General features: G+C 71.0%; 10 protein-coding genes. 3 read left to right on the plus strand and 7 right to left on the minus strand.

What is annotated here, in order from left to right; translation table 11 throughout:
- Nucleotides 1-229 (plus strand): hypothetical protein (locus L2C96_RS12735; protein ID WP_237336283.1); only part of this gene is annotated, 229 nt, incomplete at its 5' end.
- On the opposite strand, the gene L2C96_RS12740 is transcribed toward L2C96_RS12735, so the two are convergent.
- The 3 genes from L2C96_RS12740 to L2C96_RS12750 all read right to left on the minus strand — a co-directional run bounded on the left by L2C96_RS12740 (nt 226) and on the right by L2C96_RS12750 (nt 2,144).
- Nucleotides 226-711: a DUF5130 family protein gene (locus L2C96_RS12740; protein ID WP_020418218.1), complete on the minus strand. Its 486-nt coding sequence runs from the start codon at nt 709-711 to the stop codon at nt 226-228. The genes L2C96_RS12735 and L2C96_RS12740 overlap by 4 nt on opposite strands.
- A complete protein-coding gene (ctaJ, locus tag L2C96_RS12745; RefSeq protein WP_017987644.1) occupies nt 698-967 on the minus strand; it encodes an aa3-type cytochrome oxidase subunit CtaJ in 270 nt (89 codons plus the stop codon). Before ctaJ ends, L2C96_RS12740 begins: the two co-directional genes overlap by 14 nt.
- A gap of 679 nt (nt 968-1,646) precedes the next feature.
- Nucleotides 1,647-2,144 carry an HNH endonuclease gene (locus L2C96_RS12750; RefSeq protein WP_017987643.1) on the minus strand — a complete coding sequence of 166 codons (498 nt, stop codon included), beginning with the start codon at nt 2,142-2,144 and terminating at the stop codon, nt 1,647-1,649.
- Between the two features lie 382 nt (nt 2,145-2,526).
- Between L2C96_RS12750 and L2C96_RS12755 the strand changes: the two genes are divergently transcribed.
- Nucleotides 2,527-3,483 carry a mechanosensitive ion channel family protein gene (locus L2C96_RS12755; RefSeq protein ID WP_020418216.1) on the plus strand — a complete coding sequence of 319 codons (957 nt, stop codon included), beginning with the start codon at nt 2,527-2,529 and terminating at the stop codon, nt 3,481-3,483.
- A 16-nt stretch (nt 3,484-3,499) separates the two neighbouring features.
- Nucleotides 3,500-3,883: a globin gene (locus L2C96_RS12760; RefSeq protein ID WP_020418215.1), complete on the plus strand. Its 384-nt coding sequence runs from the start codon at nt 3,500-3,502 to the stop codon at nt 3,881-3,883.
- Between the two features lie 37 nt (nt 3,884-3,920).
- On the opposite strand, the gene L2C96_RS12765 is transcribed toward L2C96_RS12760, so the two are convergent.
- The 4 genes from L2C96_RS12765 to L2C96_RS12780 are packed head-to-tail and all read right to left on the minus strand — an operon-like array spanning nt 3,921 to nt 10,829.
- Nucleotides 3,921-4,760, minus strand: a complete 840-nt coding sequence (locus L2C96_RS12765; protein WP_237336284.1) for an LLM class F420-dependent oxidoreductase — start codon at nt 4,758-4,760, stop codon at nt 3,921-3,923.
- Nucleotides 4,761-4,799: 39 nt separating this feature from the next.
- Nucleotides 4,800-5,438 carry a DUF8010 domain-containing protein gene (locus L2C96_RS12770; RefSeq protein ID WP_237336285.1) on the minus strand — a complete coding sequence of 213 codons (639 nt, stop codon included), beginning with the start codon at nt 5,436-5,438 and terminating at the stop codon, nt 4,800-4,802.
- The gene (locus L2C96_RS12775; protein WP_017987638.1) at nt 5,435-5,857 is read right to left on the minus strand and encodes an acyl-CoA thioesterase; all 423 of its coding nucleotides are present in this window, start codon (nt 5,855-5,857) and stop codon (nt 5,435-5,437) included. Before L2C96_RS12775 ends, L2C96_RS12770 begins: the two co-directional genes overlap by 4 nt.
- 10 nt (nt 5,858-5,867) lie before the next feature.
- A complete protein-coding gene (locus L2C96_RS12780; protein ID WP_237336286.1) occupies nt 5,868-10,829 on the minus strand; it encodes an NAD-glutamate dehydrogenase in 4,962 nt (1,653 codons plus the stop codon).
- Nucleotides 10,830-11,473 lie beyond the last annotated feature (644 nt).

Below are 11,473 nucleotides of genomic sequence, written 5' to 3' on the forward strand. Positions count from 1 at the left end.
TGGTCATCCCGTCGCCTTCCGGTTTGTGCATATCACCTTGAGCCAGGGCCGCAAGGTTGGCATGGTCGGCTGCCGGTTGGCGGCCTGGGTTGCGGCCCTGGCTCAAGGTGATCGTTGCGTGTCAGGCGACGGGATGACCGCCCAGCTCGGGTTGGGTTCAAAGATCAAGAGATCAAAAGAAGAAGGGCGGCCGCTTTCGCGACCGCCCTTCTTCTTTTCTGCCTTTTAGTGCTTGGGGGCGGAGCCGGCCTGGTCGGCCAGCATGCGCAGCCCCGAGGTGAGGCCGCCGATGAGGTCGCCCTCCTTGAAGGACGCCACCATGCTCATCACGGCGAGCTTGGCGCCGCGGTCGGGGAGACGGCGGATCGCGTCGGAGCCCGTCACGATCTCCACCACACGCTCGCCGGGCGAGACGGCGATCAGCACGGCGTTCGCGGAGTCGGGTTCGATCCTCGCGTGCAGCTCCTCAGCGCGGGCGCGGCTCTCGGAGCCCAGCTCGCCCAGGTACACGCTGAAGTCGAGCCCGGTCTCCCGGCTCGCGAGCGTCAGCGCCTCGTCCAGACGGGCCAACTGGACGGTGCTGAATGGGCTGGATGGAGCAGCGGGCTCGTACATCCGGGCCACCGAGCGGCGACCGGTCGCGGTAATCGCGACCCCGATCTCCAGCTCCTCGTCCGATCCTGGCTGTCGGGTCAGCTCACCAGCTGCCACGGGCTCCTCCTGCCGCCGTCACGCGCGCGTTCCCGCTCGCGTCCCTGTTCTCCACCGGTTCGCCGGAGTGCGTGTCGTGCACGGTCCCGATACCTTCCGGGTTGCCGCTCCACCACATCGGCGGGTACTCCCAGGCCTGGCCGGGCCGGTAGCGCGGCGTGCCGGTCAGCTTCGACCGCAGGGTGAGCACGCTGATCACCCCGTAGATCGCGGCCGGGATCAGCGCGAAGATCAGGATCGTCTCTCCGATGTTCACGCCAGAAGAGTAGCCCGACGAGCCCAAGCCCGCCGAAGCCGGTCACGACCGCTCGTCGCGTGGGGGCCGCCGTCCGCCGAGCGTCGCGACCGCGTTGGGGCGATGGGCTGAAGAGCGGTCGGACGAAAGGTTGCAACTCAACGTACAGCCGGCCGCACCGGGCGCGATTGCCTTGTCCGGTGGCCCAGTTCCTCGTAGCTTTTTCACCTGTACGGGCCTTGCGCCCCGCTCCCCTTCCCAATGAGTAACGCACAGGTCCCTGGAGGACAGATCATGTACCTGCTCCGTACCCTCGCTCAGACCAACGACGACCACGCTGCGTCACTGATCGACGCATCTGCCGGCTGCACCACGCGGGGCACGCGTGTGACGCGCGGCACACGGGTGACGGCCGGTACCCGAGTCACCCGCGGCACCCGGGTCACCAGGGGGACCCGCGTGACCGCCGGCACCCGCGTGACCCGTGGCACGCGAGTCACCCGCGGCACCCGAGTCACGATGGGCACCCGCGTCACGCGTGGCACTCGCGTCACGATGGGCACCCGGGTCACCCGCGGCACGCGAGTCACCGCAGCCTGAGACGCAGTCCCTCCCCCGAACTGAACCGAACCACCACCGAGACGAAGACGTCGGAACGCCCCGGCTCACCACCACAGCCGGGGCGCCGGTGCGTCCCCTGTCAGGCCGCCACGCCGAGGTAGGGCTTCCACAGCGGGTCCGCGTCCCCGGAGTGGACCAGCAGCCGCCAGTGCGGGCCCCGCGGCGCCGTCGGCACCACGCGCAGCTGCCAGCCCAGGTCCTCCAGCAGCCGGTCGGCCTTGCGGTGGTTGCACTTCGCGCAACACGCCACGCAGTTCTGCCAGCTGTGCGGCCCACCCTTGCTGCGCGGCAGCACGTGGTCGATCGTTTCGGCCCGCCCGCCGCAGTACGCGCACTTGTAGCGGTCCCGGTGCATCAGCCCGGCCCGCGTCAGCGGCACCTGCGCCCGGTAGGGCACCCGCACGTACGTGGACAACCGGATCACCGACGGCACGGGCAGCGACAACGTCGCGGCGTGCAACGTCAGGCCTCCCGGATCGCCGTGCACGACCTCCGCCTTCCCGCACATCACCAGCACCACGGCCCGCCGCAGCGGGAGCGCGGTCAGCGGCTCGAACGTGGCGTTGAGGAGCAGCACGCGACGCCTGCCCATCGAGAACGCGCCGGGCGTGGCAGGGGCGTTCAGACCGGCCGGATCCCGCCCTCTACGCTGACCCGAGGGTCGGCTCACGCGGCCGCCTCGCGGGGGTGGCCCACTGGGCTGAGGTCCGCCTCCGGGCGGCCCCTGACCCTGGTGAGCACACAGGGCTACCTCCGGCGCCTGCCCGCCCACCGCTTGGTCGGGGGCGCCGAGGGGGATCGGTTGTCGGTCTGGCACTCGACCACCTCCACCGGTGCAGCCATAGTCGACCACAGATCACACCCGATGCGCACCTGTGTTAGAAGACGTGTCCTGTGAAATTCGTTCGACGTCTGCGTGACGACGGGCGAAAACGGCCAGAAAGGGATCCCCGAGCCCCGTGACGCCGCTGCTCAACGAAGCACCCGAGTGCATCAACCAGCCCGGCACCTGGTGCTACCAAGTGTTCCAGATCACGCACAACGAATGGCTGGCGGCCTCCGCCAACTGGCTGATCGCCAAGCCGCTGCGGATCATCCTGATCCTGCTCGTCGCGTTGATCATCCGGTTCCTGCTGCACAAGCTGATCGACCGGGTCACCACCATGCCGCGCGGCAACGGCGGCAAGCTGCCCACGATCCTGCGTCCCCTGCGCGAGCGCGCCCCCGACATCCTCGGCCCGGTCGTGGCCGAGCGGCGCCGCCAGCGGGCCAAGACGATCGGCTCGGTGCTGAAGTCGCTGACCTCGTTCGTCGTGCTCGGGCTCGCCGCGATCTACATCCTCGGCGAGCTGGGCATCAACCTCGGGCCACTGCTCGCCTCCGCCGGCGTGGTCGGCATCGCGCTCGCCTTCGGCGCCCAGAACCTCGTCAAGGACTTCCTGTCCGGCATGTTCATGATGCTGGAGGACCAGTACGGCGTCGGCGACGTCGTGGACATCGGGCCCGCCACCGGCACGGTCGAGTCGGTCGGCCTGCGCATCACCACGATCCGCGACGTCAAGGGCACCGTCTGGTACGTCCGCAACGGCGAGGTGACACGCGTCGGCAACTCCAGCCAGGGCTACGCGATCGCCCTGGTCGACGTGCCGCTGAGCTACAACGCCGACGTCGAGCGCGCCACGGCGGTGCTGACCGAGGCCGCCCACACCGCGGCCGCGACCGAGCCGCTGTCGGTCGACCTGCTGGAGGAGCCCGAGGTGCTCGGCGTGGAGAAGGTCACACCGGAGAGCATCGAACTGCGCCTGACCGTGAAGGTGCGGCCGGGCCGCCAGTGGGCCGTGCAGCGGCAGCTGCGTGCGGCGTGCCTCACGGCCCTGGAGGAAGCCGGCTTCCTGTCCACGGCGACCACGGCATGATGGAAGGGTGACCGGTATGAGCGACCCCCAGTCCTTCTACGAGGCCGTCGGCGGGGAACCCACGTTCCGCAAGATCGTCGCGCGGTTCTACGCCGAAGTGGCGAAGGACGAGGTGCTGCGGCCGATGTACCCCGAGGAGGACCTCGGGCCGGCCGAGGACCGGCTGCGGCTGTTCCTGATGCAGTACTGGGGCGGCCCGCACACCTACTCCGACCAGCGCGGACACCCGCGCCTGCGGATGCGGCACGCGCCGTTCAAGATCGGCCCGATCGAGCGCGACGCGTGGCTGCGCGCGATGCGGATCGCGGTCGACGAAGCGGGGCTGCCGGAGCCGCTGGAGACGCAGCTGTGGAACTACCTGGAGATGGCCGCACAGAGCATGATGAACAGCTGGGTCTGAGCCCCGTGCCCGCGGCCGGGCACGGGGCCCTCGGGCGTCAGCCCAGCTTGCTCAGCGCGTCGGCGAGCGGCTCCAGCACGTCCGGGGTGTGCGGCGGCGGCAGGTAGACGATGGCCAGGTCGAGGCCCTGCTCGCCGAGCGCGGCGGCCTCGTCGGCGACCTTGGCGTAGTCGAGATCGGTGCCCAGCCGCACGTGGCTGGACAGCATGATCTCCTTCGGGTCGCGGCCGATGTCCGCGCAGTGCTGGTGCAGCACGTCCCGCTTGCGGGCGAACTCCTCCGGCGTGCCGCCGACGAAGTTCCAGTGCTGCGCGAAGCGGGCGGCGGTGCGCAGGGTGCGCTTCTCGCCGCTGCCGCCGATCACGATCGGCGGGTGCGGGCGCTGGATCGGCTTCGGCTCGTTGCGGGCGTCGGTGAGCTGGTAGTACTCGCCCTGGAAGGTGGTGGTCTCCTGGGTGAGCAGGCCGACCAGCACCTCGCAGGCCTCCTCGAACCGGTCGCTGCGCTGCTTGACCGTGCCGAGTTCCATGCCGTAGGCGCCGGACTCCTCCTCGTTCCAGCCGGCGCCGATGCCGATCTCCAGCCGCCCGTTCGACACGATGTCCAGGGTCGCGGCCATGTTCGCCAGCAGCGCGGGGTGCCGGTAGTGGATGCCGCTGACGAGCGTGCCGAGGCGCAGCCGCTTGGTGGCCTGCGCGAGCGCGGTCAGCGTGACCCAGCCCTCCAGGCACGGGCCGGTCGGGTCGGAGAAGATCGGGTAGAAGTGGTCGAAGGTCCAGCCCGACTCGAACACCTCGATGTCGTCGGCGGCCTGCCACACGGCGAGCATGTCGGCCCATTCGGTGTTCTGCGGTGAGGTTTTGAACGCGAAGCGCATGGCCGCGACCCTAGCGACCTGGAGCAGCTCCAGCGCAAGTCAGAACAGCAGGGGCAGCAGCGCGTGCCGCCGCCGGACCACCGCGCCGTACCTGGCGTCCAGTCGCATCCACGAGTTCGTGGCTGTCACCCGGATGATGTCGTCCGGGATGGACGAATCGAAGAACCCCATCCCGGACAGGGCGAACAGGCACCGCATCTGGACCTTGACCTCGACGTCGCCCTCGCTGACCGTCAGGACCGCCTGGTCCATCAGCGACGCCGGCGGATTGCCGTGCGGGCCGGCGTTCTCGCGGGCCAGCGCGACACCGCGGTCGGTGAGCTCGCTGATCACCTTCGTCGGCAGCTCGTCGATCAGCTGCCAGGGCCCGGTGGCCGGCAGCTCGCTGTGCCACAGCAGGTCCCGCGGCGGGCCGGGGTCCATCCGCTCGCCACCGGCGACCGTGAGGGCGGCCAGCAACTCGTTGCCGGACACCGTCACGTCGCCCGGCTCGACCTCGCCGTGCACGGCGCGGGTCGCGAGGCAGTCGAACGGCGTGGACACCCAGGCCTCGACGACGCCGCCGCCGCTGCGGTTGCGCAGCCGCACCGCCGCCTGGCCGTCCAGCCGCACCGCCCTGGCCACGAAGGCCCCGAGCGTCTCGCGGTCGCCCCGGTCCGGGATGCGCAGCTCGGTCACGCGCCGGCCTCCGTCAGCCTGGTCTGCAGGAACGCCCGCTCCTCCGCGGTGAGGCGGCGCGGGCGGTTGGTGGTGACGTCATAGGGCGCCAGGACGGTCTCCGCGGTGACCGCGACGGGCGACTCCGCGTCCGGACCGTCGTGCACCCGGTAGGCCAGGGTGAGCGAGGCGAACTTGAGGTCCTGCAACGAGATCTCCACCCGGATCTCCTGCCCGTCGACCACGACCGGGGCGCGGTAGTGCACGGCCAGCTTGACGACGACCATGCCCTTCGCGAACTCCGCGAGCCCGGCGCGGCCCGCTTCGTCGAACAACAACGGCACGCGTGCCTCTTCGAGCAACGTCACCATGTTCGCGTGGTTGACGTGCCCGAACACGTCCATGTCCGACCAGCGGGGCCGCACCTTCGCTACGTACACCCCGATATTCCTACCTCACCGTGCTCCGCAGCTGGCGCGCGGCGACCGACAGCGTCGCCAGGTCGAGCCGGCCCGACTGGTTGATCTCGTCGAGCGACACCCGGGCGCGTGCCAACCGGGAGGCGTTCGCCTTCTCCCACTGGGCGATCTTCTCGTCGGTGCCGTCCCCGGGATCGCTGTGCCGCAGCGCGTCCAGCGTGATCGCCCGCAGCGACGAGTACACGTCGTCGCGCAGGGCCAGCCGGGCCAGCGCGTGCCAGCGGTTGCCCCGCTCCAGCGCGCTGATCGAGGTGAGCAGCCGGTCGACGTCCAGGTGCGCGGACAGGGCGTAGTAGAGCTGCGACGCCTCCTCCGGGCTGCTCTCCACGTCCACCCCGGCCTCGCGGACCGCCAGCTCGGCCACCTCGACGACGTCGAGCAGGCCGTAGGCGTCGAGCAGGCCCGCGATCCGCAGCGCCAGCTCACGTGGCACGCCGGCTTCGGCGTAGCGGTCGGCCTGCTCGCGCACCGCTTCGGCCTCGCGGCCGCGCAGCAGCGTGTCGACCTTCGGCGCCAGCTCGGCGACGACCGGCCCGAAGCGCGAGATCTCGGCCCCGACGGCCAGCGGCTGCGGCCGGTTGGCGAGGAACCAGCGCGCGGCGCGGTCCAGCAGCCGCCGCGACTCCAGCATCATCTCGTCCTGGACCTCGGTGGGCACCGCGTTGTCGAGGGCGTTGATGTCGTCCCACAGGGCGTTGAGGTTGAACACGCGCGTGACGATCGTGTACGCGCGCACCGCGTCGGTTGCGGTCGCGTTCATCTCCTCCGCAAGGCGGTAGGCGTAGGACACGCCCGCGCCGTCGACGACCTCGTTGACCAGCAGTGTCGTGATGATCTGGCGGCGCAGCGGGTGCTCGCCGATGCGGTCGGCGAACCGCTCGCGCAGCGGCTCCGGGAAGTACTCGGGCAGCCGCCGGGCGAACACCTCCGCGTCCGGCAGGTCGCTGGCCAGCAGCTCGTCCTTCAGCTCCAGCTTCACGTGCGCGAGCAGGGTCGCCAGCTCCGGCGAGGTGAGGCCGTCGCCGGCCTTCTCCAGCGCCTGGAACTGCTGCTTGCTCGGCAGCGCCTCCAGCTTGCGGTCCAGCGCCCCGGCCTTCTCCAGGTTCGCGACCAGCCGGGCGTGCACGGGCAGCATCTGCGGCGCGTGCGCCCGGCTCACGCCGAGGACGGCGTTCTGGTGGTAGTTGTCCGCCAGCACCAGGCGGCCGACCTCGTCGGTCATCTGGTGCAGCAGCTCGTTGCGCTGCTCGCGGTCCAGCGCGCCGCTGCTGACCAGGTGGTCGAGCAGGATCTTGATGTTGACCTCGTGGTCGGAGCAGTCCACGCCGGCGGAGTTGTCCAGCGCGTCGGTGTTGATCTTGCCGCCGGCGCGCGCGAACTCGATGCGGCCGCGCTGGGTCAGGCCCAGGTTGCCGCCCTCGCCGACCACCTTCACCCGCAGCTGGTTGCCGTTGACGCGCACGGCGTCGTTGGCCTTGTCCCCGGCGTCGGCGTGGCTTTCGGTCTCGGCCTTGACGTAGGTGCCGATGCCGCCGTTCCACAGCAGGTCCACCGGCGCCAGCAGGATCGCGCGGATCAGGTCGGCCGGGGCGAGCTGCGTGACGTCGTCGGCGAGGCCGAGCGCCTGCCGCACCTGCGGCGAGACGGGGATCGTCTTGGCGCTGCGGGAGAAGACGCCGCCGCCCTCGCTGATCAGCGAGCGGTCGTAGTCCTCCCACGACGAGCGGGGCAGCTCGAACAGGCGCTTGCGCTCGCGGAACGACGCCGCCGCGTCCGGGTTCGGGTCGAGGAAGACGTGCAGGTGGTTGAACGCCGCCACCAGCCGGATGTGCTCGGACAGCAGCATGCCGTTGCCGAACACGTCGCCCGCCATGTCGCCGATGCCGACGACCGTGAAGTCCTGGCTCTGGGTGTCCACGCCCAGCTCGCGGAAGTGCCGCTTGACGCTCTCCCACGCGCCGCGCGCGGTGATGCCCATGGCCTTGTGGTCGTAGCCGACCGAGCCGCCGGAGGCGAAGGCGTCGCCCAGCCAGAAGCCGTAGGACGCGGACACCTCGTTGGCGATGTCGGAGAAGGTCGCGGTGCCCTTGTCCGCGGCGACCACGAGGTAGTTGTCGTCGCCGTCGTAGCGCACGACGTCCTTGGCGGGGACCGTGCGGCCCTCGACGAGGTTGTCGGTGAGGTCGAGCAGTCCCGAGATGAACATGCGGTAACAGGCGATGCCCTCGGCCAGGTGCGCGTCGCGGTCCACGCCCGGGTCGCCGGTCGGGGCGGGCGGGCGCTTGACGACGAACCCGCCCTTCGCGCCGACCGGCACGATGACGGCGTTCTTCACCGCCTGCGCCTTGACCAGGCCCAGGATCTCGGTGCGGAAGTCCTCCCGGCGGTCGGACCAGCGCAGGCCACCGCGCGCGACAGAGCCGAAGCGCAGGTGGACACCCTCGACGCGCGGCGAGTACACGAAGATCTCGAACCGCGGCCGCGGCTCCGGCAGGTCCGGCACGCTCTGCGGGTCGAGTTTGAGCGCCAGGTACGGGCGGGGGCGCCCGTCGGCGTCGGTGACGCGGTAGTTGGTGCGCAGGGTGGCGCAGATGACCGACAGCAGGCGCCGCAGGATGCGGTCCTCGTCCAGGCTGGTGACGGCGTCGATCATCGCCGAGATCTCGCCGACCAGCGCCTCGGTCTGCTCGTCGGCGTCCGGGTTCGTGGCGAGGTCGAAGCGGTGCTCGAACAGCTTCACCAGCGCCTTGGCGATGTCGGTGTGCGCGAGGACGGCGCGCTGGATGTACTCCTGCGAGTACGGCGTGCCTGCCTGGCGCAGGTAGCGCGAGTAGGCGCGCAGCACCGCGGCCTGGCGCCAGGTCAGCCCGGCGCGCAGCACGAGGGCGTTGAAGTCGTCGACCTCGCAGTCGCCCCGCCAGGCGGCGGCGAACGCGTCCTGGAATCGTTCCCGCAGGTCGACCTCGGCGTCACCGAGGTCGGTGAGGCCGATGCGCAGGCCGAAGTCGTAGACCCAGGAGCGGGTGCCGTCCCAGCGGCGCAGCTCGTAGGGCCGCTCGTCGACGACCTCCAGGCCCATCCGCTGCAGCACGGGCAGCACGGCCGACAGCGTGACGCCCTCGCCGAGCAGGTAGAGCTTGAACCGCCGCTCCCCCGGCTCCGCGCCGTCCGGCGTGTAGAACGACATCGCCAGGTCGTCGGGGCCGGTCAGGCCCTCCAGCTTGCGCAGGTCGGCGAGCGCCTCGACGGCGGTGAAGTCCTCCTTGTACGCCTCCGGGAAGATGCCCGAGTAGCGCTGGCCCAGCTCGCCGGCCGACTCCTCGCCGAGGGTGGCGGTGGTGCGAGCGACCTCGCCCGCCCGCTCGCGCCGCTCGGCCAGGATCGCCTCGACCATCAGGTCGTCCCAGTTGCGCACCGCGGCGTTGAGCCGTTCCTGGATGCGCAGCACGTCCGGCTCGACGCGCGTGGCCGGGTCGGTGTGGACGGTGAAGTGGACCTGGGCGAGCGCGGTCTCGCCGACGCGCGTGCCGTACTCGAGGTGGGTGCCCTCCAGTTCGGCGAGCAGCACCTCCTGCATCGCCAGGCGGGACCGGGTGGTGTAGCGGTCGCGCGGCAGGAACACCAGGCACGAGTAGAAGCGGCCGAAGGTGTCGCGGCGCAGGAACAGCCGCAGGCGGCGCCGGTCGGACAGCGTGATGGCGCCGATGGCGGTCGAGTAGAGCGAGTCGAGGTCGGCGGAGAACAGGTCGGCGCGCGGCCAGTTCTGCAGGACCTCGAGCATGCGCTGGCCGGAGTAGGACTCCATGGGGAAGCCGGCGCGGTGGATGACCTCGCACACCTTGCGCGAGACGACCGGGACGTCCAGGACGTCCTCGTGCAGCGCGGAGGTGGTGAACATGCCGAGGAACCGGTGCTCGCCGGTGACGTTGCCGCGCTCGTCGAACGTCTTGACGCCCACGTAGTACGGGTACACCGGACGGTTTACTGTGGACGGTGCGCTGGCCTGCGTGAGGACGAGCAGGTGCGGGGCGAGCGCGGTGGCGGCCGTGTCGGGGCCCGCGGTGAGGCTGCGCGCGGCGAGGCTGTCCTGGCGGAGCACGCCGAGCCCGGACGCGAGGACGGCGCGCAGGGCGGGTTCGTCGGTGCCCGGGTCGGGGTCCTCGACCAGTTCGTAGCGGCGGTAGCCGAGGAACATGAAGTGGCCGTCGGCGAGCCAGCGCAGGAGGTTCGCGCCCTCGGTGACCTCGTCGGAGGGCAGGGGCGGCGGGGTGGCGTCGAGCTCGGCCGCGAGGCCTTCGGCGGCCTGGATCATCTTGTCGGTGTCCTCGACGACCTCGCGGACGTCGCCGAGCACGGAGGCGAGGTGGGTGTCCAGCTCGCGGGCGCGGTTGAGGTCGGTGATGAGGTCGATCTCGACGTACATCCAGGATTCGACCATCGCGCCCTCGGGCGGGTTGGCGACGTCGGCGGCCGGGTGGACCTTGACGAGCTCGCCGGTGATGTCCCGCGTGACGGCGACGATCGGGTGCACGAGGCGCTGGACCTGGACGCCGTCGCGGGCGAGCTTGGCGGTGATCGAGTCGACCAGGTAGGGCATGTCGTCGGTGACGATCTGGACCACGGTGGCGTCGCGGGTCCAGCCGTCCTCGGCCGTGGTCGGGTTCAGCAGCCGGACAGCGGGCCGCCCCGGCACGCGGTTGCGGGCGAACTCCTGGTGGGACCGGACGGCGCCGACGAGGTCCACGGGGTCGTCGCCGAGGATCTCGTCGGCGGGGATGTGGCGGTAGTAGAGGCGGATGAGGTCGGCGATGTCGGGAGCGTGCCGGGCCGCGGCTTCGATCAGCTCGTCCCGGATCTGCTCCGGGCTGGCGGGTCGTAGGCGGTCGGTTCCGGTCGCGGTTCCGGGGCGGACGGACACTCTCGTCGAGCTCATCTCAGGCAACTCTCCACCGAGTCTGATCGCGCGCGTGACGCTGAACGAACACCACCATAACCAGCTCGTAAATCGTGCTGACGCCCGACCATCGGATTGTTGAATCGATGCACAACCGAGGCAGATCGGCGCTGGGGTTCGGAGGTGTTCATCGTGCCTCCGCGCCCGGGTTTCGCGCGGCCCGGCGGGGCGATCGGCCGCCGCTGTCCATCCCCCGCGACTGCCCCGCCTGGCGAGGCGGCAAACCCCCGCGGACGCACCGCCGCCTGATGCCCGGCCCCCACCGGGTGTCTACGGGCCCAGACCGCCGCGAGATGCAGTGCTCGGACGGTTCACGCCGCAGATCGCCGCGAATTCCACCGCAGCCGCCGATCCCGTCGAATCCCACCGCCGCCACTCCCCGGCCCAACCAGCCACCGGAGCCTCACCAACGCGCCCCCACCGCCAACCCCGCACCGCGAGCTCCACCCCGGGAGGGGTCACCGGCGCGGCAACGCACCCACCGCAAACCCTCACCCCGTCCGCGCGTCGCGAGGAGGCACCAGCACAGCAACGCCCACCGCCAACCCCGCACCCCGGCTGCGCGCCGGAAGGGGGCACCGGCTCGGCAACGCACCTACCGCCAACCCTCACCGGCCGCGCGG

This window comes from Amycolatopsis tucumanensis, assembly GCF_021654135.1.
GTDB lineage: Bacteria > Actinomycetota > Actinomycetes > Mycobacteriales > Pseudonocardiaceae > Amycolatopsis_E > Amycolatopsis_E tucumanensis.